We start from the raw sequence: 23578 nt of genomic DNA, 5'->3' as shown, positions 1-23578 counted from the left end.
TCGATCCGTTTCAATTTCCAAACATCAAGGCGGTGAGCAGGAAGTCCAGCCCAAGTACCGCCAGGGAGCCCACGACCACGGTGCGCGTGGTGGCGCGGGCGACGCCTTCGGGGGTGGGCCGAGCCTGCCAGCCTTCATAGAGCGCCACCAGCGTCACCGTGACGCCGAACACCAGGCTCTTGATGACCCCGTTGGCCACGTCGTTCCAGACATCGACGCCGCTTTGCATCTGCGACCAGAACGCGCCCGCGTCCACGCCGATCATCAGGACGCCGACGACCCAGCCGCCCAGGATGCCCACCATGGAGAACACTGCCGCCAGGATGGGCATGGCGATGATGCCGCCCCACAGGCGCGGCACCAGCACGCGGCGGATCGGGTCGACGGCCATGACTTCCATGGCCGACAGTTGTTCGCCGGCCTTCATCAGGCCGATTTCGGCGGTCAGGGACGTGCCCGCGCGGCCCGCGAACAGCAGCGCCGTCACGACTGGACCCAGTTCGCGCACCAGCGACAGGGCGACCAGCAGCCCCAGCGCTTCTTCGGACCCATAGCGGTTCAGCGTGTAATAGCCCTGCAGCCCCAGCACGAAGCCCACGAACATGCCGGACACGGCGATGATCAGGAGCGAATAGTTGCCGATGAAATGGACCTGTTGCGAGACCAGGCGCGGGCGCGAGAACACGATGCCGCTGCGTGCCAGCATGCCGCCGAAGAAGCGGGTGAAGTAGCCGATGCCGGAGACGAGGTTGCGCACCCAACCGCCCAGCGCGCTCACGGGATTGTGGGATCCGCTCATGCTTTGCGCCCTTTCTGTTCGGAAAGCCACTTCTGGAAAGCGGGCGTTTCGGGATACTGGAACGCGACCGGGCCGTCGGGTTCGCCTTTCAGGAATTGCTGGACATACGGGTCTTGCGAGGCCGACAGCGATTCCGGGGTGCCGGCGGCGGCAAGCTTGCCCTGCCCCACCAGGTACACCTGGTCGGCAATGGCGAAGGACTCCTGCACGTCGTGGGTGATCAGCACCGAGGCGCAACCCAGGCGGTCGGCCAGGCTGCGGATCAGGCGGGCGGTGATGCCCAGCGAGATCGGGTCCAGCCCGGCGAAGGGTTCGTCGTACAGGATCAGTTCGGGTTCCAGCACCACGGCGCGGGCGAGCGCGACGCGGCGCGCCATGCCGCCGGAGATCTCGGCCACCTTCAAGTGCGCCGCGGCGCGCAGGCCGACGGCGTCCAGTTTGTCCAGGACGCGGTCGGTGATGTCGGATTCGGACAGTTTGGTGTGTTCGCGCAGCGGGAACGCGACGTTTTCGAACACATTCAGGTCGGTGAAGAGCGCGCCCTGCTGGAACAGCACGCCCATGCGCTTGCGCAAGGATTGCAGTTCGGCGCGGCTGGCGCGGCCGATGTCCTGGCCGAACGCCAGGACCTGGCCCTGCTGCGCGACGAGCTGGCCGGTGGCCGCCCGCAACAGCGTGGTCTTGCCCGAACCCGAGCCGCCCATGACGGCGACCACTTGGCCCGCGCGCACGTCCATGGAGATATCGCGCAAGACGGTGAAATCACCGTAGCCTAGCGCCACACCTTCCAGGCGCAGGGCGAATTCCGGGGTGCTGCTTGTTTGAGCGGGCATGGGCAACGAAATGGGTGTTTCGGTGGCGGAGCTTGCCCTGTTGCCTTGTCGACACGCAGGACGGCTAACCGGGGCGGCGCGGGCAAGACAGGCTGCGTCGGGAAGCGCCCGGTTATCTCAGGTGCGGGGGACCAAGACGGACTCTGGCCCCCAGCGGCGAGGCGCCATTGTAGCCCGACGCTTTGTAATCACAATGCGATAGGTCGCCAGTGGAACAGTGTTTTCGGTATCAGGGACAATCGCCCGCCCCGGCGCCGGACGCCGGGCGGGACCTGACCGGCGCTCAGCGGCGCGCCTGGGCCGCCAGGGTTTCCCGGGCCAGGCGGTCGACCAGGTCGGCCGTGCGTTCGCGCCGGGCCAGCGGGGCGGCCTGCCCTGCCCACAGGGACAGCACGTTGATATTGCCGGCCTTGCCGCCCGCCGTGCGCATGGGGCGGGTCAGCGCATTCTGCAGCGGATACGGCAGGATGTCGGCGCCGATGGCGTCGGCGTCGCGCATGAAGGCGTTGGAGATGCCGCGCGCGGGCCGGCCCGAGAAGGCGCGGGTCACGCGGGATTGTTCGGCGCGCGATGCCGGCAGCACGGCCTTGTAGGCGTCGCTGATGCCCGACTCGTCTGTTGTGAGGAAGGCCGTCCCCATTTGCGCCACCTCGGCGCCCAGCGCCAGCGCGGCGGCGATGCCGCGGCCGTCCATGATGCCCCCGGAGGCGATCACCGGCACGGAAACCGCGTCCGCCATCTGCGGCACCAGCGCCATGGTGCCGATCAGCGATTGTTCGAAATCGTCCAGGAAGGTGCCGCGGTGCCCGCCCGCTTCGGCCCCCTGGGCCACGACGGCGTCTACCCCGTCCTGCTCCAGCGCGACCGCCTCGCGCACGGTGGTGGCCGTGCCGACGGTCAGGATGCCCAGTTCACGGCAGCGCGCCAGCACGTCGCCCGGGATCCGGCCAAAGGTGAAGCTGAAGACCGCCGGGCGCAGCCGCAGGACGGCGTCGATCTGTCCGGGCAGCGGGTCGGCCTGCGGGCCGGGCGCGGCGGGGGCCGGCAGGCCCAATTGTTCATGGTAGCGGGCCATCAGGGCCAGCATGCGGCCGGTGTCGCCCTGGGTGGGCTGCTCCGGCACGGATGCGAACAGGTTGATGGCGAACGGGCGCGGCGTGCGGGCACGGATGTCCGCCACCGCCGCCTCGATCTGCTCAGGGCTCATGTAGGCCGCCCCGAGCGACCCCAGGACACCCGCTTTCGACGCCTCGGACACCAGCTCCACCGTGGTTGCGCCGCCCGCCATGGGGGCCTGGATGATGGGATGGTCCAACTTCAGAAGGTCAAGCAGACGGGTGGCCATGGGAAGACTCCTAGGGGTTATTGAAGCTGGATGTTCCCAGCCTTGATGACGTGGGCCCACTTCTCGGTTTCGCTCTTGATGAAGGCCGCGAATTCTTCGGGCGTGCCGCCGCCGGCCTGGCTGCCGGTGTCGGCGATGGCCTTCTGCACATCCGGTTCCTTCAGGATGCGGTTGAATTCGGCGTTCAACTTGGCGATGATCGGCGCCGGCGTGCCCGCCGGCGCCACGATGCCCTGCCAGTTGTAGGACTCGAAGCCCGGCAGGCCCGATTCGGCCATCGTCGGCACGTCAGGCAGCACGTCCAGGCGCTTGGCGGACGTGACGGCGATGGGGTGGATCTTGGCGCCCTGGATGGCGGGCAGCGCGGAATAGCCCATTTCGAACATCATCGAGATATGGCCGCCCATCAGGTCGGTCGCGGCCAGGCTGCCGCCCTTGTAAGGGACGTGCACGATGTCGATCTTGGCCTGTTCGCGGAACATTTCGCCCGACAGGTGGTGCGCGCCGCCCACGCCAGACGAACCGAAGGACAGCTTGCCGGGTTGCTTCTTCGCCAGCGCGATCAAGTCGGCCAGCGTCTTGACCGGCAGCTCGTTATTCACGCTCAGCACCAGCGGGCTGTTTTCGATCAGGACGATGGGCGCCAGGTCCTTTTGCGGGTTGTACGGCATTTCCTTCATCAGCGACGGGTTCACCGCCATGGGGGCCAGGTTGCCCGTGCCGATGGTGTAGCCGTCCGGGGCAGCCTTGGCGATCAGGTTGGTGCCGACCACGCCGCCCGCGCCTGCCTTGTTCTCGACCACGATGGGCTGGCCCAGCGATTCGCCCAGCTTGCGCGCCAGCAGCCGCACGCGTGTGTCGGCAAAGCCGCCCGGCGCGTAGGGAACGATCATGGTGATGGGTTTGGCGGGCCAGTCGGCGGTCTGGGCCTGGGCGGCGCCGCTGAAAGCGGCAACGGCCGCCAACGCGGCGATCAGGGGGCGCAAAGATTTCATGCTGGGTGACTCCTCGTTCTTTTCTCTAATGTGTGCAGCCCTGCGGGCCGATCGCATTATGCCCAGCGCCTTTGTCTTCTGTCGTGATTTTTCCCAAGCGCCAGGCCGAGAGCGCGAGTAGGCCCGCGCCGGCGCCCAGCACTTGCGGCAGGCCCGCGCCCCAGTGCGCGGCCCACGAGGCCAGCAGCGGCCCCAGAATCTGTCCGGCGGCAAACGCGGCGGTCATGATGGCGGCGGCCCGGGGGGCAGCGGCGCTGGCGGCGCGCCGGGCGGTCAGCATGCCCGCCTGCGTGATCACCATGAAGGTGCCGCCCACCAGCAACGCGGCCACGATCACGGCGGCGATGTGGTGCCACAGCGCCACGGCCAGCATGCCCAGCGCCATCAGCGCCTGGGCGCCCTGCCAGACGCGCTTGTCGTCACGACCGCGCGCAAGCCTGGGAACCAGCAGGCAGGAAACCGCCGCGGCCAACCCGAACAGCGGCCAGGCCCAGCCGAAGATGGCGGGGTCGGAGATGACCTCCTTGGCCATCGCGGGCAGGAAGGTGGCGGGAATGATGTAGCCCACGCCGAATACGCCGTAGTGCAGCGCCAGCCGGGGAATCGCGGGGGACATCGGGGCGGGTCGCGCGGCGGCGGCCGATGGCCGGGCGGAGACGGCGGGTCGGTTCAGCCCCGGCCAGGCGATGGCGGACAGGGCCAGCGTCAACCCGCCCAGGGCCAGCCACATGCCGTCGGCCCGGACGCCCCAGGCCATCAGCGCCAGACAGGCCAGCCCCGTCAGCGCGATGCCCGCGCCCACGCCGGCATAGGTCAGCCCCGACGCCGCGGGCTCGCGCGGGTCGCCCGCCGGCACGGGCCGCGAGCTGGCCACGCAGATGAAGGCGCTGGCGCTGGCATACCCCGCCGCAAGCCGCAGCGCGCACCAGAAAGCGACGTCATGGATCAGCGGCATGGCCAGCGTCAGCAGCGCTACCGCCAGCAGGCTCAGCGCCAATTGGCCGCGCGGGTGGCGCACCGGCCAGACGACGGCCGCCAGGGCGCCCAGCAGATAGCCCGCATAGTTGGCCGAGGCGATCCAGCTGCCCTGCGCCAAAGACAAGCCGCCTTCCTGCGCCATCAGCGGCCAGACCGGGGTGAAGGCGAAACGGCCGATCCCCATGGCGGCGGCCAGCGCCAGAGCGGCGGGCCAGGCCAGGCTGGCGGCGCTGCGGGAGTCGGGAACGGAAGGGTAAGCAGGCGTTGACATGCATCCACTCTACGGCTGTACTAATATCTTTAATAGTGAATTATTAAGAACATAGGTTCTTGAAATGAGAAACTTGGATCTCGACGCGTTGCAGATCTTCAAGGCGGTGGCCGATCAGGGCGGCGTGGCGCGCGCGGCCCAGCACCTGAACCGAGTGCAGTCCAATGTCTCGACGCGGTTAAAGCAGCTGGAAGCCTCGCTGAATGCCCCACTCTTTCGGCGCCAGAACCGCCGTCTGGTGTTGTCGGACCAGGGGCGCGTGCTGCTGTCGTACGCCGACCGTCTGCTGCGCCTGTCGGACGAGGCGCAGGCTGCGGTGCGCGATGGCGCGCCGCAAGGCGTGTTGCGCATCGGCACGATGGAAAGCACGGCAGCCGCGCGCCTGCCGCCGATCCTGGCGGCCTATCACGCGGCGTGGCCGCAGGTGGGAATCGAATTGGTCACGGGCACGTCCGGCGCGTTGGCGGCCAAGGTACGCAACTACGACATCGATGCGGCGTTCGTGGCCCAGCCGTTTTCGGCGGACGGCCTGGCGGCCATCGATGCCTTCAAAGAAGAGCTGACGCTGATTTCGCCGCTGGCCTGGGGAGCAATCACCAGCGCCCGGGATCTTGGCGACCGCACGGTCATCGCGTTTGCGGCAGGGTGTTCGTATCGGCGCATCCTGGAATCGTGGTTGAACCACGAAGGCCTGGCGCCAGGCAGGGTGATGGAGTTTGCGTCGTATCACGCCATCGTGGCGTGCGTGGCGGCAGGCTCAGGTGTCGCCATCGTGCCGCGTTCGGTGCTGGCGGTGTTGGGTGCGGAACATTCGGTCTGCGTCAGCGCGCTGTCCGGCTCGTATGCGCACGCGCAGACCCAGCTGGTCTGGCGTGCGGATGACGATACGCCTGCGCTGCAGGCGTTGCGCCAGCAGTTGATCGCTTAGAAGCGGTAGCCCACGCCCAGCGTGGCCACCCACGGATCGATGCGTGCGGTGCCGATGTGCTGGCCGTCCAGCTTCACCTTCGACTTGATGTCGATGTAGCGGATGTCGGCGTTCATGAACCAGCGTTCGTTGATCTTGAAGTCCGCGCCCAATTGCGCGGCCACGCCCCACGAGTCGCCCAGCTTCAGGTTCGAGCCCTTCAGCGCGCCTTCGGCCTTGGTGTCGAAGAAGTGCGTGTAGTTGATGCCGACGCCGATGTAGGGCTGGATCATGCTGTCGGGCAGGATGTGCCATTGCAGGCTGAGCGTGGGCGGCAGTTGCTTGCTGGAGCCGATCTTGCCCAGGCCGCTGCCGCTGACGTCGTGTTCGAACGGCCAGGCGCCCAGCAGTTCGATGCCGATGTTGCGCGTGACCATGTAGCCCAGCGTGAAGCTCGGGCGCACGTTGTTGTTGACGTCGAGCTTGACGCTGCCATCAAGCACCGACCCGTTGTTGGATGAAGGACGGACCTGCGTCACGCCCACCCGGAACAGCACGTCGCCTGCCTCATGGGCATGCGCGGGAGCGGCGAGTGCGCCGGCGGCGATCAGGCCGGCGATGGCGGTGGCGCGGAAACGCCCGTTCAGCGAAAACATTTTTCTTCTCCGATCTTTCCATGAGGGTGAGACCACAGGTTCTCAAACCTGGCGCAGGGCCCGGTTGATATGTGTCAAACCGTGAAAAGATGCGGAAGTCGCCGTGGCGGCCCGGCAACAGGAATCAGACAGTTCCTATGCAAGCGCCAACAAAAAAACGCCGGCGCCCAGGCCCAGCATGATGAAAGGACTGATGCGCGTATAGACCAGCGCCGCGGTGGAGGCGGCCGCCACGGCCCAGGCCCACGCGCCGCCCTCGGCTGCGCGCAGGATCGTGCATGACGAGGCCAGGATCATGCCGGCGGCCACCGGCACCAGCCCGGCTTCGATGGAACGAATGCAGGCGGTATGCCGGTAGCGCGCCCAGACCCGCGCCAGCGCGTAGATCAGCAGCGAGCACGGCAGGAAGATGGCGATCGACGCCGCGATCGCGCCGGCCCAGCCGCCCACGTGCCAGCCGATCAGGGTCACCAGCAGCGAGGCCGGTCCGGGCGTGATGCGCGACAGCGCGAAGTAGTCCAGGAACTGCGCATCGTTGATCCAGCCGTAGCTGTCCACCGCCTGGCGATGGATGTCCGGCAGGATGCTCTGGCCGCCGCCCACGGTCAGGAATGACAGCGGCGTGAACACCGCGAACAGGTCGTGCAGCGTCGCCAGGTTCATTTGCGCGGCTCCTGCCGGCGGATGCGCGTGTACGCAATGAAGATCGACAACGGCGCTATCACGCCCACCACCCACAGCAGCGGCAGGCGTAACAGGAAGATGGCGATGAAGGTGCAGAGCATGATGGCGGCGGGCACCCGTCCGATCAAGGCCCGCCGCGCGGCGCGCAAGCCCGTCTGCAGCGATACGCCCACCGCGGCGGCGGCCACGCCGGCCATCGCCACGTGCAGGCCGTGCGACTGCGCCATGCTGGCGAACAGCGCCGCCAGCGCAATCGCCATCAGCATGGGCGCCACGGTGATGCCCAGGCCGCCCAGCAAGGCGCCGGGCCCGCCGCGCAGCCGGAAGCCGATCCAGATGGCCAGGTTCACCACGTTCACACCGGGAAAGGACTGCGCCAGGGCCAGCCCGGACAGGAAATCGGATTCCGACATCCAGCGCCGCTGCTGCACGAATTCCCGCATCATCCAGCCGCTCAAGCCCCCGCCGAAACTCGTCAGCCCGACTTTGGTGAACGCCAGGAAGATCTGCGGCAAGGTGGGCGGAGCGGTGGCGGCGTCGGAGGACATGGCGGGCAAGGGAGGGGGCGATGGCGCATCTTACGGAAACGCGAATGTCGCCTGCCTGAATGCATTCGCCGCCTTGGCGCGGGGGCGCGAAGGCGGCGAACGGGGCTTTTCAGAAGAAAAGGATCAGCGCGGCAGTTCGCTCGCGCCCATCAGGTAGGCATCCACCGAACGCGCGCACTGGCGGCCTTCGCGGATGGCCCAGACCACCAGCGACTGGCCCCGGCGCATATCGCCCGCGGCAAATACCTTTTCGACGTTGGTGCGGTAGTCGTCGGTGTTGGCGCGCACGTTGCCGCGCGCATCCCGGTCCACGCCGAAAGCGTCCAGCACCGTCTGCACCGGCGACACGAAGCCCATGGCCAGCAGCACGAGGTCAGCCTTGATCTCGAATTCCGAGCCCTCGACTTCGCGCATCTTCATCTGGCCGGTGGCGTCGTCCTTGAACCATTCGACGCGGGCGCCGACCAGCTTTTCGACCTTGCCGTTGCTGCCCTTGAGCAGCTTGGTGGTCACGGACCAGTCGCGGTCGCAGCCTTCTTCGTGCGAGGAGGACGTACGCATCTTCAGCGGCCAGTACGGCCACGTCATGGTCTTGTTTTCGGACTCGGGCGGCTGAGGCATCAGTTCGAATTGCGTGACCGAAGCCGCACCGTGCCGGTTGCTCGTGCCCACGCAGTCGGAACCCGTGTCGCCGCCGCCGATCACGACCACGTGCTTGCCCTTCGCAAGCGTCTGGTCGGTCAGGCGGTCGCCGGCAACGGCCTTGTTCTGCTGGCGCAGGAAGTCCATCGCGTAGTACACGCCCGACAGTTCGCGGCCCGGCACCGGCAGGTCGCGCGGGGTTTCGGAACCGCCCGTCATGACGATCGCGTCGAATTCCGCCTTCAGCGAATCCGGCGTGCGCACCGTCAGGCCATCGGCCACGGGGTCCTTCGGGTTGCCGATGTAGGTCGACGGCGCGAATTCCACGCCCTCGGCTTCCATCTGCGAAATGCGGCGGTCGATCTGGTGCTTTTCCAGCTTGAAGTCCGGGATGCCGTAGCGCAGCAGGCCGCCGATGCGGTCGCTCTTTTCGAACAGCGTCACGGAGTGGCCGGCGCGCGCCAGTTGCTGCGCGCACGCCATGCCGGCGGGGCCGGAGCCCACGACCGCGACCTTCTTGCCCGTCTTCTTGGCCGGCACCAGCGGGGCGACCCAGCCTTCGGCCCAACCCTTGTCGATGATCGCGTGTTCGATGGACTTGATGCCGACAGCGTCGCTGTTGATGTTCAAGGTACAGGCGGCCTCACACGGCGCCGGGCAGATGCGGCCGGTGAACTCGGGGAAGTTGTTGGTGGAGTGCAGCACGTCCAGCGCGCGGCGCCAGTCCTGCTTGTACACCAGGTCATTCCAGTCCGGGATGATGTTGTTGACCGGGCAGCCGTTGTTGCAGAACGGGATGCCGCAGTCCATGCAGCGCGCGGCTTGCTGCTTGGCCTGGTCATCGGTCAGGTGCAGCACGAATTCGCGCCAGTTCTTCAGCCGCTTCTGCGGGGCCTCGGAGGCCTCCTGCAGACGCTGAAATTCCATAAAGCCGGTAATCTTTCCCATGGTATCCCTCACGCAGCCAGTTGTTGCTGGTTGGCTGCACGCCACATTTCACCCAATGCGCGACGGTAGTCCGTCGGCATGACCTTTACGAATTTGCCGCGCGAGGCTTCCCAGTCGCCCAGGATCTCGCGGGCGCGGTAGCTGCCGGTGTAGCGGAAGTGGTCTTCCACCAGGCGGCGCAGGATGGTTTCATCCGTCTCGCGTTCGCCACCGCGCTGCGCGCTGTGCCAGATGTCGATGTTGTTGCCCGCCTGCTGTTCCGCATGCGGTGCCACGCCTTCCAGTTCAACCATCGACAGGTTGACGCGGTGCTTGAGCGTGCGTTCCGGATCCCACACATACGCCACGCCGCCCGACATGCCGGCCGCGAAGTTGCGGCCCGTCGCGCCCAGCACCACGACCGTGCCGCCCGTCATGTATTCGCAGCCATGGTCGCCCGTGCCTTCCACGACCGTCGCGGCGCCGGAGTTACGCACCGCGAAACGTTCGCCGGCCACGCCATTGAAGAACGCTTCGCCTGCCAGCGCGCCGTACAGCACGGTGTTGCCGGCAATGATGTGGTCGGGGCCGAAGCCGCGGAAGTCGTTGGGCGAGCGCACGATGATGCGGCCGCCGGACAGGCCCTTGCCGACGTAGTCGTTGCCTTCGCCCACCAGGTCCATCGTGATGCCGTGCGCCAGGAACGCGCCGAAGCTTTGGCCGGCGGTGCCGTTGCACTGGATGTGGATGGTGTCGTCCGGCAAGCCGTCATGGCCGTAGCGCGAAGCCACGGCGCCCGACAGCATGGCGCCGATCGTGCGGTTGCGGTTGCGCACCGGCACGATGAACGACACCTTTTCGCCGCGTTCCAGCGCGGGGCGGCTGCGGTCGATCAACTGGTGGTCCAGCGCGCCGGCCAGGCCGTGGTCCTGCTCTTCGGTCTGGCGCACGTCGGCATCCGACTGCGTTTGATGGAACACGCGGGCGAAGTCCAGCCCTTGCGCCTTCCAGTGCTCGACGCCCGAACGCATGTCCAGCAGATCGGCGCGGCCGATCAGGTCGTCGAACTTGCGGATGCCCAGCTGGGCCATGATTTCGCGGACTTCTTCGGCGATGAAGAAGAAGAAGTTCACGACGTGCTCGGGCTTGCCCTGGAATTTCTTGCGCAGGACCGGGTCTTGCGTGGCCACGCCCACCGGGCAGGTGTTCAGGTGGCACTTGCGCATCATGATGCAGCCTTCGACGACCAGCGGGGCGGTCGCGAAGCCGAATTCGTCGGCGCCCAGCAGCGCGCCGATGACGACGTCGCGGCCGGTCTTCATCTGGCCGTCGGCCTGCACGCGGATGCGGCTGCGCAGGCGGTTCAGCACCAGCGTCTGCTGCGTTTCGGCCAGGCCCAGTTCCCACGGCGTGCCCACGTGCTTGATGGACGACACCGGAGACGCGCCCGTGCCGCCGTCATGGCCGGCGATCACGACGTGGTCGGCCTTGGCCTTGGCGACACCGGCGGCGACCGTGCCCACGCCCACTTCGGACACGAGCTTGACCGACACCGAGGCCTTGGAATTCACGTTCTTCAGATCGTGGATCAGCTGGGCCAAGTCTTCGATCGAGTAGATGTCATGGTGCGGCGGGGGCGAAATCAGGCCCACGCCCGGCACAGAATAGCGCAGCTTGGCGATGTATTCCGACACCTTGTGGCCGGGCAACTGGCCGCCTTCGCCGGGCTTGGCGCCTTGCGCCATCTTGATCTGGATCTGGTCGGCCGACGACAGGTACTCGGCGGTCACGCCGAAACGGCCCGACGCCACCTGCTTGATCTTCGAGCGCAGCGAGTCGCCCTTCTTCAGCACGACGTCGGCTTCGATGCGGTCGGAACCCAGCAGCGAGGCCAGCGTGTCGCCGTCCTTGATGGTGCTCTTGCCTTCGCGCATTTCGGCGCGGTAGCGCAGCTCGTCTTCGCCGCCTTCGCCGGTGTTGGATTTGCCGCCGATGCGGTTCATGGCCACGGCCAGCACCGAGTGCGCTTCGGTCGAGATCGAACCCAGCGACATGGCGCCGGTGGCAAAGCGCTTGACGATGTCCTTGGCCGATTCGACGTCGTCCAGCGGGATGGCGCGCGACGGGTCGAAGCGGAACTCGAACAGGCCGCGCAGGGTCATGTGGCGACGGCTCTGGTCGTTGATGATCTGCGCGTATTCCTTATACGTGCGGTAGTTGTTGGCGCGCGAGGCGTGCTGCAGCTTGGCGATGGAATCCGGCGTCCACATGTGCTCTTCGCCGCGCACGCGGTAGGCGTATTCGCCGCCGGCGTCCAGATCGTTGGCCAGCACCGGGTCGGTGCTGAACGCCGCGCGGTGCTGGCGCAGCGCTTCTTCGGCCACCTGGAAGATGCCGATGCCTTCGATGTTGGACGAGGTGCCGGTGAAGTACTTGTTCACGAGGGCGCTTTGCAGGCCCACCGCTTCGAAGATCTGCGCGCCGGTGTAGGACATGTAGGTCGAGATGCCCATCTTGGACATGACCTTGTTCAAGCCCTTGCCGATCGCCTTGATGAAGTTCTTCACGGCCTTTTCGGGGTCATTCATCTTGCCCAGCGATTCCAGCGCCAGGTAGGGGTGAATGGCTTCGGCGCCGTAGCCGCCCAGCAGCGCGAAGTGGTGCACTTCGCGCGCCGAACCGGTCTCCACGACCAGGCCGGTGTTGGTGCGCAGGCCGGCGCGGATCAGGTGCTGGTGGACGGCGGAGGTTGCCAGCAGCGCGGGAATGGCCACGCGCTCGCTGTCGACCAGGCGGTCCGACACGATCAGGATGTTGTAGCCGCTTTGCACCGCATCGACGGCGCGCGCGCACAGCGCGGCCACGCGGGCTTCGATGCCCTCGGGGCCCCAGGCGGCGGGGTACGTGATGTCCAGTTCAAAGCTGCGGAACTTCTTGCCCGTGACCTGCTCGATGTCGCGGATCTGCGCCATGGCGGCGAAGTCCAGCACCGGCTGGGACACTTCCAGGCGCAGCGGCGGGTTGACGTTGTTGATGTCCAGCAGGTTGGGCTTGGGGCCGATGAACGACACCAGCGACATCACCAGCTGTTCGCGGATGGGGTCGATCGGCGGGTTCGTGACCTGGGCGAACAACTGGCGGAAGTAGTTGTAGAACGGCTTGGCGCGGTCCGACAACACGGCCAGCGGGGCGTCGTTGCCCATCGAGCCGATGACTTCCTCGCCGGTCGAGGCCATGGGTTCCAGGATGAACTTGTAGTCTTCCTGGGTCCAGCCGAAGGCCTGCTGGCGGTCCAGCAGCGACACGGCCGACTGCGTGGCGACCGCAACCTGGCGCGGCGCCGGCAGCGATTCCAGCTTGATCTGCAGGCGTTCGATCCACTGGCGGTACGGGCGGCTGTTGGCCAGCTGCAACTTGATCTCGGCGTCGTCGATGATGCGGCCCTGTTCCAGGTCGATCAGGAACATCTTGCCCGGTTGCAGGCGCCACTTCTTGACGATGCGGTTCTCGGGGATCGACAGCGTGCCGGCTTCCGAGGCCAGGATGACCATATCGTCATCGGTGACCAGGTAACGGGCGGGACGCAGGCCGTTGCGGTCCAGCGTGGCGCCGATCTGGCGGCCATCGGTGAACGCGACGGCGGCGGGGCCGTCCCACGGCTCCATCATGGCGGCGTGGTACTCGTAGAACGCGCGGCGCGACTCGTCCATCTGCGTGTGCTGCTCCCAGGCTTCCGGGATCATCATCATCATGGCGTGGGCCAGTGAATAGCCCGAATTCACCAGCAGTTCCAGGCAGTTGTCGAACGTGGCGGTGTCGGACTGGCCTTCGTAGACGATGGGGTACAGCTTCTTCAGGTCGTCGCCCAGCACGGCCGACTGCATCATGCCTTCACGGGCGCGCAGCCAGTTGAAGTTGCCCTTGACCGTGTTGATTTCGCCGTTGTGGGCGATCATGCGGTACGGGTGGGCCAGCGGCCAGGCGGGGAACGTGTTGGTCGAGAAGCGCTGGTGCACCAGCGCCAGGGCGGACACCGTGCGGGTGTCGGCCAGGTCGCGGTAGTAGCGGCCCACCTGGTCGGCCAGCAGCAGGCCCTTGTAGACCACGGTGCGCACCGAGGCCGACGGCACGAAGTATTCCTTGCCGTGGGCCAGATGCATGGCCTGGATGGCGTGGCTGGCGGTCTTGCGGATCACGTACAGCTTGCGTTCCAGCGCGTCGGGCACCATCACGTCGGCGCCACGGCCGATGAACAGTTGGCGGATGACGGGTTCGCAGTCGCGCACGGTGGGCGACATGGGCATGTCGACGTCCACCGGCACATTGCGCCAGCCCAGGACGACCTGGCCTTCGGCGCGCACGGAACGTTCCAGTTCCTGTTCGCAAGCCAGGCGCGAGGCGGTTTCCTTGGGCAGGAACACCATGGCCACGCCGTACTCGCCCGGAGGCGGCAGGATGATGCCTTGCTGGCTCAGTTCGTCGCGGTAGAGCGTGTCCGGGATCTGGATCAGGATGCCCGCGCCGTCGCCCATCAGCTTGTCTGCGCCGACCGCGCCGCGGTGGTCCAGGTTCTCCAGGATCTTCAGGCCTTGCTGGATGATCGCGTGGCTTTTCTTGCCCTTGATGTGCGCAACAAAACCGACGCCGCAGGCGTCATGCTCATTCTTGGGGTGGTACAGGCCCTGGGCCGAAGGCAGACCGATGCGGCTGGCATCGATGGGGGTCGCCTTGGCGGTGGGACAGGATTCGATCGGGGTAATTTGGGGCATGGCGCGCTCCGCAGTGGGCCTGCGTCGTAATGTTGCAGTGCAGGAGACGGACAATACCCCCGCTGCAAGTAGGGTGCAATAAGAACAAATAGGGTATGACCCTATTTATATTGATGCTCCATCATAGGGCATAAATATAGGGACATAACAACAGGCGCGCCGTTATTGGCTTGCCACGGAGGGGTGTCAGGCTCGGTCCAGTCGGACCTAGTGGAATCCCCAATTTTCGCCTCATTCGTCCCCATTTAAATGGGGTGTTTGGCTGCGAAATATCAAGCGCGCGATGTGGCGAAAAATGCACAGCCTCGTCCCGGCGGCGCTGAAAGACGACGCTGGAAAGAACTCCGCCAAAAAGAAAACCCGCCAAAAAGAAAACCCGCCAAAAAGAAACCCGCCATGAAGGCGGGTCGGTTGTCAGGAGGTTGTGGTCGGCGTGGATGTCGGCGGGGCGGCGGAGCCGGACTCGGCGTCCGCCGGGGCAGCCGGCTTCTTGCGCGGCCGGCCACGCTGGCCGGGTGCGACGCGCCGGCTGGCCGTATGGGCGAGGCTTGCGATGAAGCTTGCGCCACCCAGCGCCCATTGGCCCGAAACGGCTTGATCGATGCGCTGCGTTTCCTCGCGCGACAAACCGTCCTGCAGGCGTTTGCGGTAATTGGCCTGGCGGTCGAACGGGGTATTGCCGCACGCCCAGTAATCGGCGTGATCAGATTGCCACTGCGCGGGCGCCGCCGTCGTATTGCCGGTGTGGCTGGCCGCCGAGGACCAGGGCCACGAATCGGGATCTTGCGAGGCGCCGCTGCGCACCGGGTAGGTTTCCAGCCAGACCAGCGCGGGCAAGACCCATGCACCAGGTTCCAGCAGCGCGGATCGGTAGCGGCCCGCGAACACCCGGCCGCCGCGCAAACGCGCCGCCAGATTGCGGCCCAGCGTCTGCATCAGCCTGGGCAGGCCTTCTTCGTCGGCCGGTGTGGCCAGCAGCAGGATGCGGTCGTTGGCAAGCAGCCAGCCGTGAACCGAGACCCGATGGCGTTGGGCGGATTCGCCCAGCCACGTGGCCAGTTGGTTCAGGATATCGGCGGGCGCGGGCTGCGATGGCGCGGCCAGCGGCGAAATGAAGTTGGCCTGCACCAGTTGGGGCAGCCCGGGGGCGTACAGACGGGGCAGACGGGCCATAGTGTCAGGGCTTGCGTATCTGGAAGAACGGGTTGTCTTCGCTCACGGTATATAAATAGTGCCACGGTGGGCGCTGGTCAAGTCCCGTGATCACAATATGGGCACGGAATCGTTTCTTTTTTTACCGCCGGGCCCGTATGAGGGGCAGGTTAACATTTGGCGACGGAACGTCGTACCGTGGATATACCCTAACCCGCAGACGTTTTTTTCACCCCCTGACCGGAGAAAATCCATGCCTGTGGCCTTGAAACTCATTTCCCAACATCGGTGCTTTGGCGGCACGCAGCGCTACTACCGCCATGACTCCGCCGCCATCGGCCTGCCCATGCGTTTTTCGGTCTACGTGCCGCCGCAAGCCGAGCATGGCCCGGTGCCGGTGCTGTTCTATCTGGCCGGGCTGACCTGCACGGAAGAGACCTTCATGATCAAGGCAGGCGCCCAGCGCCTGGCGGCCGAACTGGGCGTCATGCTGGTTGCGCCCGACACCAGCCCGCGCGGCGCGAATGTGCCCGGCGAAGACGAAAGCTGGGATCTGGGCACGGGCGCCGGTTTCTACGTGGACGCCACCACGCCCGCCTGGCGCGACCACTACCGCATGTACAGCTACGTCACTGACGAACTGCATGGCATCGTCACCGGCGGCTCCCTGCCCGGCGACGCGTCGCGCACGGGCATTTTCGGCCACTCCATGGGCGGCCACGGCGCGCTGGTGCTGGCGCTGCGCAACCCCGGCAAGTTCCGGTCGGTGTCGGCGTTTGCACCCATTGCCGCGCCCAGCCTGTGCCCGTGGGGCAAAAAAGCGTTCGGCGCCTATCTGGGCGACAACGTCCAGGACTGGGCCGCGTACGACGCGTCTGCCCTGATGCGCGGTCTGACCCGCCCCTTCCCCGACGGCATCCTGATCGACCAAGGCGAATCAGACCAATTCCTGGCCGAGCAGTTGTATCCCGACGTATTCGAGGCGGCCTGCGCCGCCGCCGATCAGCCGCTGACACTGCGCCGCCAGGCCGGTTACGACCATGGCTACTACTTCATCTCGACCTATATCGAGGATCACATCCGGTTTCACGTCGAACGGCTTGGAAAACCGGCAGCCTGAAAACGCGCTTCTATACTGGGGAGCCTGCCGCGGCAGGCTCGGGGCGCCCTGCGCGCGCCGGGCTGGGACCCGCGGTTTCCTTGAATAGGAACGCCTGATTTGATCAACGGTATCGCTCCCTTCGTCTGGATCCTTCTGGGCGCCGTCGTCGTCCTGCTGCCGGGCCTGGCCATGCTGCTGGGCCGGGGCGGCCCCCGCGACGAACGCGGCCGCAAGATGTTCCAGTTCCGGCCGGTGCGGCGCCTGTTCGGCCTGATGCTGGTGTTGCTGGGATGCGTGTCGGGGTTGCTGGCGCTGTCGCTGGTCCAGTTCTTCCGCCTGACCACGGACGAATCCGTGGCCCGCATCGAGGTGCGCCAGCAGGCCGAAGGCCAGTTCCAGGTCACGGCCACGGCGCCGGGCATCAGCCCCAAGCAATACGTGCTGTACGGCGACCAGTGGCAGATCGACGCCCGGGTCGTGCGCTGGAAACTGCCCGCGCTGATGGCCGGCGTGCCGCCGCTGTACCGTCTGGAGCGCTTGTCAGGACGCTATAGCGATACGGCGCGCGAGGCGTCGGCGACCCGCTCGGTCCATGCGCTGGATGACTGGCCGGCGCCCGACCTGGGCTCCTTGAAGAAAAGTTTTCCGAACTGGTTCCCCTTTGTCGATGTCCAATTTGGAAGCGGGGCCTACATGCCGCTGTTCGATGGCGCGAAATACCAGGTGTTCATGGACCCCCGCGGCGCCCTGTTCGTCCGCCCGGACGGCGAAGCGACCGCAGAAGGCCTGAAGCGCCTGGGTTGGTAGGGCCGTCGCACAGGCACCCACAGGCTGCCCACGCCTGAGGTGTCGTGCAAATGGACGAGCAAAAAATAAACAGGGACACAATGTCCCGGTGAAACTTTGACGCACCGCAATAGTCGAATTAGCACTCCCTTTACTAGAGTGCTAACATCGAATCCATGTCGTTACCCCTTCGCTTTCCGGAGACCCCCGCTATGAAACAACCCAGTACCTCGTTGGCCGCTTCCGGCAACGCCCTGGCGTTGGCCATTGCCAATCCGGGCGCACTTGGCACGATCGACGCGTATATCTCTTCGGTCAACCGCCTGCCGGTCCTGTCCGCCGAGCGTGAAACCGAGCTGGGCCGCCGCCTGCGTGACCAGGAAGACCTGGGCGCGGCGCGCGAGCTGATTCTGTCTCACCTGCGCCTGGTGGTGTCGGTTGCTCGCCAGTATCTCGGATATGGCTTGCCGCACGCCGACCTGATCCAGGAAGGCAACGTCGGCCTGATGAAGGCCGTGAAGCGTTTCGACCCCGAGCGCGGCGTGCGCCTGGTGTCGTTCGCCGTGCACTGGATCAAGGCTGAAATCCACGAATACATCATCCGCAACTGGCGCCTGGTCAAGGTGGCTACCACCAAGGCTCAACGCAAGCTGTTCTTCAACCTGCGCAGCATGCGCCCCGATGGCCAGACGCTGGACCCGGAACAGGTCGATCACATCGCGCGCGAACTGAACGTGCGCCGCGAAGACGTGAGCGAAATGGAAGTGCGCCTGTCCGGCCGCGACATGTCGCTGGAAAACCAGGACGACGACGACGATAGCTATGCGCCCATCGCCTACCTGTCCGACGACGGCCGCCAGGAACCCACGCGGGTGCTGGAACGCGCTGCGCGCGACGAGTTGCAGAGCACGGGGCTGAATACCGCGTTGGAAGCGCTGGATGCCCGTTCGCGCCGTATCGTCGAGGCCCGCTGGCTGCAGGACGACGGCGGCGCCACGCTGCACGAACTGGCGCAGGAATTCGGCGTGTCGGCCGAACGCATCCGCCAGATCGAAGCCGCTGCCTTGAAGAAGATGCGCGGCAACCTGGCCGCCTGATCCGCCGGGTTCTACCCGCTGCATCAATCAGCAAGAAGGGCCGCGCAAGCGGCCCTTTTCTTTGCACGCGACCGCCAGGGCATGTTGCGGCGGCAAAGGCGCCACAATCGATCAATAAATTGATACAAATTTGGCCCTTAATTTTGCGTGATTGCAGAAACTTAATGGGGATCGCGCCGACTAACTTCATGTAGACCGCGAACTTCGGTTAGCAGTCTTGTCATCCGTCTCGGCTTCTCCTCTTTCCCCTCCCCTATGAGACGGATGCTTGCGGGGCACCATGCATATCTTGGTGCCCCGTTTTTTATGCCCGCTCGTTATGCGGCTTGCGCGTCGTCCGGCGCCAGCGCCGTATGCCACAGTGCGTCCTGCACGCGACGCACGCCGGTGGCCATCGACCCGTCTTCATAGAGTTTGATCCAGCGGTAGCCGGGCGCCATGTTGTCGACCACGTGCTTGCCGTCGCGGATGCTGAACTGAAAGCAGGTCGACGGCGTGGCCAGCATGCGCAGGTTGTGGCGGCGGCGGTCGAACTCATGATGCACATGTCCCCACAGCAGCACGCGCGCCTGCGGAAAGCGGGCCAGGCGCTTGAACAGCGCCTGCGGATTGTCGATCATCATCGAGTCATGCCAGTGGCTGTCTATCTGCATCGGGTTGTGATGCATCGCGACCAGGGTGTGGCGGCCGGGCGCGTCCGCCAGGGCGGCCTCAAGCAGGTCCAGCTGGCTGTCGGGCAAGTGGCCGGCATTGGAGCCGGGTACCGTGGTGTCCAGCGCCACGACGCGCCAGGCGCCGACGTCGGTTACCGGCGCCGACCATTGCGGCAATTCCTGTCGCAGCACGGCCGGCTGGTCGTGATTGCCCGGCAGGCAGCGGATCTGCGCGCGGGCCAATGCCTCGGACTCGCCCAGGATGGCGGCAAAGCGCCGGTAAGAAGCCGCTTCCCCGTCTTGCGACAGGTCGCCCGTGGCCATCAACAGGTCGGGGTGCTTGCTGTCGGCCTCGATCTGGCGCAGCACGGCGCGCAGGCTCGCATCGGTATTGACGCCCAGCATCGCGGTGTCGGGTTCGCCGAACAAATGGCTGTCGGTCAGCTGGACGAGCATGGCGGGCGCGTGTTGGCGCCGGGCCAGGGAATGGACGCGGGGCAAGTGCCGCTCCTGCGAAGTGGATACCGTTTGCACATTACCTAAAAAACAGGGCGTGGCGCATATTTCTTGCCCGGTTCGGGGTAACGAAACGTGCGTTCTTCATGATTCTCCTTCGTTTGCCGGCAGGAGCCTGGGAAAAAAGCCGCTATTCTTGGGGAACTTCACACACGCTTCATGATCGGGACGCGGCGCTATCCATGGATGTAGGTTTTCTTGTTTTCGGCTTGGCCGGTTTGCTCACACTGGTCTGCTTCATGCCACCGCTGGCCGGCCGCCTCAAGCTGCCGTACTCGGTGCTGCTGGCTATCGTCGGCTGTCTGCTGGGCATCATCATTCACGTGCACGGCTGGGCGCCCAGCTGGATCGGCGACTTCCTCGATTCGCTGGAACGCTTCGAGATCTCGTCTGAAACCTTCCTGATGGTCTTCCTGCCGGTGCTGCTGTTCGAGACGGCGCTGTCGATGAATGTGCGCCGCCTGATGGACGACATCGGCCCCATCCTGATGATGGCCATCGTGGCCGTGGTGGTATGTACAGTGGTGGTCGGGGTGACGCTGGACGCGATCTCGCCCTACGGCCTGGTGGTCTGCCTGCTCCTGGGCGCCATCGTCGCCACGACCGACCCGGTCGCGGTGGTGGGCATCTTCCGCGAAGTCGGCGCGCCCAAGCGGCTGACGACGCTGGTCGAAGGCGAAAGCCTGTTCAACGACGCGGCGTCCATCGCCTTGTACTCCGTGCTGCTGGCCGTGCTGAGCGGCCACGGCGAACTGACCGTCAGCGGCATCTTCAACGACTTCATCGTGCACTTCATCGGGGGCGGCCTGGCCGGCTTTGCGATGGGGCGGCTGGCCTGCTTTCTGTTCGCGTGGCTGCGCGGCTTTCCCACGGCCGAGATCACGCTCACCCTGACGCTGGCCTACCTGTCCTTCTTCATTTCCGAGCACTACCTGAACGTGTCGGGCGTGGTCGCCACCGTGATCGCGGGCCTGGTCGTGGGGTCGACGGGCCGCACGCGCATGTCGCCCACCACCTTCGAATACCTGTCCAGCGCCTGGGAACAGTTCGGGTTCTGGGCTAATTCGCTGATTTTCCTGTTCGCGGCCATGCTGATTCCCAAGCTGATGGCCGCCGCCGATTGGCAGGAACTGGTGCTGGTGGCCGTGGTGTTCGTCGCGACGCTGATCGCGCGCGCCATCGTGGTGTTCGGCCTGCTGCCGCTGCTGGGGCTGACCCGGCTGGGCACCAAGGTCAGTAACCCGTACAAGGTGGTGATGCTGTGGGGCGGACTGCGCGGGGCCGTGTCGCTGGCGCTGGCGCTGGCGGTCACGGAGCAGACCGGGGTGCCTGAAGAGGCGCGCCAGTTCATCGCCGTGGCCACGACCAGCTACGTGTTGCTTACCCTGTTCATCAACGGTATCAGCCTGCGGCCGCTGATTCGCATGCTGGGCCTGAATCAGCTGTCGTCGGTGGAACGCACCATCCGCAACCAGGCCTTGGCCGTGGCGCTGGAAGACCTGCAAGGCAAGACCGACGAAGTGGCCAAGACCGAGCACATCGGCACCGAGGTCCGTGACCGCATCCGCGCCGTGTTCGACGCCAGCCTGACCAGCGTGCATGACGGCCAGGTCGGCCAGATGAGCGACGAGCAGCGCGTGGCTGTGGGCCTGGCCATCGTGGCCCAGCGCGAAGAGGAAATGTTCTTCGACATTTTGAAAGCGCAGATCGTGGACTGGCGCATGGCCGAGGCCCTGCTGGCGCGGGCCGAACGGCTGGAGGACGCCATCCGCCTGGGCGGCGTGCCCGGCTTTGAACGCGCCATCGTGGCGGACGTGCGCTATTCCACGGGCTTTCGCCTGGCGCTGCGCATGCATTACCTGTTTGGCTTTCAGGGCTGGCTGGCGCGCGAACTGGGCCAGCGGTTCGCCAACCTGATGAGCAAGCGCTCCGTCGCGCAGCGGCTGATCGTGTTTGCGCGCGAGCAGGTCACGCCCCTGCTGGGCGAAGCGGCCACCCAGCGCATCGTGTCGCTGCACCAGCGCCGCCTGGACTTGATTGAAAGCGCCATGCAGGCGTTGAACCTGCAGTACCCCTCGTACGCACAGTGGCTGCAGGAAAGCTATCTGGGCCGCGTGGCGCGCGAACTCGAGCGCATCCGCTACCGCGACATGCTTGAGCAGTTCCTGATCAGCGGCGAGGTCTATGCGGACCTGATGGCGCAGTTAAAGAGCCGCTGGGCGCATATCGACACGCACCCGCCGCTGGATATCGAAATGAGCGCGGCCGAACTGATCAAGCGCGTACCGCTGTTCGAAGGCCTGTCGCCCGATTCGCTGCGCGCGATCAGCAAGCTGCTCAAGCCGCGGCTGTCCTTGCCCGATCAGCGCGTGCTGACCCAGGGCCGCCATGGCGAAGAGATGTGCTTTGTGGCGTCTGGCGCCGTGGCCGTGCATCTGCCCGACCACACGATGATCGAACTGGGCAGTGGCGAGTTCTTCGGTGAATTGGGCTTGCTGGGCGAGCAGCAGATCACGCCGGACGTGACGTCGCTGGGCTACAGCAAGCTGCTGATGCTGTCTTCACGCGATTTCCACGCCCTGCTGGCGCGCGACGAGCACTTGCGCGAGCGCATCCAGGTCGTGGCCAAGCAGCGCCTGCGCGCGATCGAGGTCTGGAAGCAGTTCTCGCAGGCGTCCGCCGCGGCAGCCGCGCCGACCCCCGCGCCGGTCTCGGTCCCAAGCCCGGCCCAGGCTGCCGAAGCGGCGGAAGCCGCGGGCGCCGAGGCGCCGGCACCGAAGGTATCGGACGAATCTGACGTCAAGGTGGCAGGTCCTCATCCGCAGCCTGCCGCCAAAGCCGACCCATCCGACTCACCGGAGCCGTCGTCCGGCATGCTGGGCGAGCCGGGGGTTGCCCCCCGCTGATTCAGATCTGGCCGGCGGCCTGGCGTTGCATGATGTCTTCGATGATCACCAGCGCCGCTTCCAGCGTGAATTCGCCGTCAGCGACCTGCTTGATGGTGGTCGCCACGTCTACCGTGGCGATCTGCATGACTTCGCCGTCCCGGTTGGCGGGGCGGGCGTCCGCCGCCAGCACGCAGGTGCTGGTCAGCACGTCTTCCACCTGATAGCCCTCGGGCAGCCGGCGGTGGATGCGCAGGATGGTGCGCAGGGGCGTGCGCTGGGCCAGGTCGGGCGCGTCCAGGCCCGCTTCTTCGCCGCATTCGCGCAGCAGCGCCAATTCCAGGTCTTCGCCGCAGCCTGCCAGGCCGCCCACCAGGGTGTCCCACATACCGGGATCAGTGGACTTGCTGAGCGCGCGCCGCGCGACCCACAGCCGCCCGTCGGGCGTCCAGGCGTTCAGGTGCACCGCCTTGGTCAGCAGGCCCAGGGGCCGCACCGCCGCGCGTTCGATCACGCCCAGCGGCTGTTCGCCGTCCATCACGTCCAGGAGTTCGTCGCGCCAGCCGCGCAGGCAGTTGGCCTGGCGCAACAGTTCCGCGGCATTTTCCAGCACGGCGTTCAGCGCGGCGCCCGGGGTCAGGTCCTGGCCGATGCGCAGGGTCGTGTCGTCGCAGACAACACCAGGCGCATCGCGCAGCGCGTCGCACGCCGCGTGCGTGGCCCAGCCGCAGCGGCGGCCCGCAATATATAAAGCGTGCGCGCCCTCCGGGGCGGGTTCCTGCGCGCGGGCGCACAGGTCGGCATACAAATCGGGCAACTGCTTGGGCATCGTCGGGCGCCGTGATGAGGTTGGCGGTGATTTTATGCCACCCTGTTTATGGCGTGAGGTCAAGGGGCGCGTGCAGATGGGGGCGAGCCCCATGAAATCAAGAGGCCCGTCTTACATCTGTTTGCGTGTCCGCTATAATCCGCCAGTTTCTTTGTGATTTCGAGTGGGAATGCGGGGGCCGCTCTATCTCCCTGCCTAGCCCTG

General features: G+C 66.1%; 18 protein-coding genes. 5 read left to right on the top strand and 13 right to left on the bottom strand.

Annotation, left to right across the window (positions count from 1 at the left end):
- Positions 1–10: 10 nt before the first annotated feature.
- The 5 genes from mlaE to AC3WMU_RS26300 all read right to left on the bottom strand — a co-directional run bounded on the left by mlaE (position 11) and on the right by AC3WMU_RS26300 (position 5221).
- A complete protein-coding gene (gene mlaE / locus AC3WMU_RS26320; protein WP_006224547.1) occupies positions 11–799 on the bottom strand; it encodes a lipid asymmetry maintenance ABC transporter permease subunit MlaE in 789 nt (262 codons plus the stop codon).
- Complete coding sequence (locus AC3WMU_RS26315; RefSeq protein WP_006224548.1) at positions 796–1632, bottom strand: ABC transporter ATP-binding protein; 837 nt, start codon at positions 1630–1632, stop codon at positions 796–798. Before AC3WMU_RS26315 ends, mlaE begins: the two co-directional genes overlap by 4 nt.
- Before the next feature lie 283 nt (positions 1633–1915).
- Positions 1916–2977, bottom strand: coding sequence for an NAD(P)H-dependent flavin oxidoreductase (locus AC3WMU_RS26310; protein ID WP_492283174.1), 1062 nt, complete (start codon positions 2975–2977; stop codon positions 1916–1918).
- A 17-nt stretch (positions 2978–2994) separates the two neighbouring features.
- Entirely contained in the window at positions 2995–3972 is a 978-nt protein-coding gene (locus tag AC3WMU_RS26305) for a Bug family tripartite tricarboxylate transporter substrate binding protein (RefSeq protein ID WP_280027260.1), read from the bottom strand.
- 25 nt (positions 3973–3997) lie between these two features.
- Positions 3998–5221, bottom strand: a complete 1224-nt coding sequence (locus AC3WMU_RS26300; RefSeq protein ID WP_492283173.1) for a YbfB/YjiJ family MFS transporter — start codon at positions 5219–5221, stop codon at positions 3998–4000.
- Positions 5222–5285: 64 nt separating this feature from the next.
- Here AC3WMU_RS26300 and AC3WMU_RS26295 point away from each other — a divergent pair, with 64 nt between their 5' ends.
- The gene (locus AC3WMU_RS26295; protein WP_280027263.1) at positions 5286–6149 is read left to right on the top strand and encodes a LysR family transcriptional regulator; all 864 of its coding nucleotides are present in this window, start codon (positions 5286–5288) and stop codon (positions 6147–6149) included.
- Here the strand turns inward: AC3WMU_RS26295 and AC3WMU_RS26290 are convergent.
- From AC3WMU_RS26290 to AC3WMU_RS26265, 6 genes are all read right to left on the bottom strand, one after another.
- Positions 6146–6784 carry an OmpW/AlkL family protein gene (locus AC3WMU_RS26290; RefSeq protein WP_006224553.1) on the bottom strand — a complete coding sequence of 213 codons (639 nt, stop codon included), beginning with the start codon at positions 6782–6784 and terminating at the stop codon, positions 6146–6148. The genes AC3WMU_RS26295 and AC3WMU_RS26290 overlap by 4 nt on opposite strands.
- Before the next feature lie 135 nt (positions 6785–6919).
- Entirely contained in the window at positions 6920–7447 is a 528-nt protein-coding gene (locus tag AC3WMU_RS26285; protein ID WP_280027264.1) for a chromate transporter, read from the bottom strand.
- The gene (locus tag AC3WMU_RS26280; RefSeq protein WP_006224555.1) at positions 7444–8016 is read right to left on the bottom strand and encodes a chromate transporter; all 573 of its coding nucleotides are present in this window, start codon (positions 8014–8016) and stop codon (positions 7444–7446) included. The genes AC3WMU_RS26285 and AC3WMU_RS26280 overlap by 4 nt, the downstream gene beginning before the upstream one ends.
- A gap of 123 nt (positions 8017–8139) precedes the next feature.
- On the bottom strand, positions 8140–9606 hold the full coding sequence (locus tag AC3WMU_RS26275; protein WP_006224556.1) for a glutamate synthase subunit beta: 1467 nt from the start codon (positions 9604–9606) through the stop codon (positions 8140–8142).
- Between the two features lie 8 nt (positions 9607–9614).
- Complete coding sequence (locus AC3WMU_RS26270) at positions 9615–14354, bottom strand: glutamate synthase-related protein (RefSeq protein WP_492283172.1); 4740 nt, start codon at positions 14352–14354, stop codon at positions 9615–9617.
- Positions 14355–14768: 414 nt separating this feature from the next.
- Entirely contained in the window at positions 14769–15527 is a 759-nt protein-coding gene (locus AC3WMU_RS26265) for a hypothetical protein (protein WP_006224558.1), read from the bottom strand.
- Positions 15528–15759: 232 nt separating this feature from the next.
- Between AC3WMU_RS26265 and fghA the strand changes: the two genes are divergently transcribed.
- From fghA to rpoH, 3 genes are all read left to right on the top strand, one after another.
- A complete protein-coding gene (gene fghA, locus AC3WMU_RS26260; RefSeq protein ID WP_492283171.1) occupies positions 15760–16626 on the top strand; it encodes an S-formylglutathione hydrolase in 867 nt (288 codons plus the stop codon).
- A gap of 99 nt (positions 16627–16725) precedes the next feature.
- Positions 16726–17415 carry a hypothetical protein gene (locus AC3WMU_RS26255; protein ID WP_006224560.1) on the top strand — a complete coding sequence of 230 codons (690 nt, stop codon included), beginning with the start codon at positions 16726–16728 and terminating at the stop codon, positions 17413–17415.
- 155 nt (positions 17416–17570) lie between these two features.
- Complete coding sequence (gene rpoH / locus AC3WMU_RS26250; protein WP_377785555.1) at positions 17571–18491, top strand: RNA polymerase sigma factor RpoH; 921 nt, start codon at positions 17571–17573, stop codon at positions 18489–18491.
- A gap of 317 nt (positions 18492–18808) precedes the next feature.
- Here the strand turns inward: rpoH and AC3WMU_RS26245 are convergent, their stop codons facing one another.
- Positions 18809–19600, bottom strand: a complete 792-nt coding sequence (locus AC3WMU_RS26245; protein WP_492283258.1) for a phosphodiesterase — start codon at positions 19598–19600, stop codon at positions 18809–18811.
- 242 nt (positions 19601–19842) lie between these two features.
- On the opposite strand from AC3WMU_RS26245, the gene AC3WMU_RS26240 reads away from it, so the two are divergent.
- Positions 19843–22566, top strand: a complete 2724-nt coding sequence (locus AC3WMU_RS26240) for a cation:proton antiporter (RefSeq protein ID WP_492283170.1) — start codon at positions 19843–19845, stop codon at positions 22564–22566.
- A 1-nt stretch (position 22567) separates the two neighbouring features.
- Here AC3WMU_RS26240 and AC3WMU_RS26235 read toward each other — a convergent pair whose 3' ends face one another.
- Positions 22568–23374 (bottom strand): NUDIX hydrolase, encoded by an 807-nt coding sequence (locus AC3WMU_RS26235; RefSeq protein WP_492283169.1) that lies wholly within the window; start codon positions 23372–23374, stop codon positions 22568–22570.
- Positions 23375–23578 lie beyond the last annotated feature (204 nt).

The organism is Achromobacter sp. FW305-C-13 (assembly GCF_058783475.1).
Note: the sequence above shows the minus strand (reverse complement) of the source record. Positions and strands in the feature narration are given on the sequence as shown.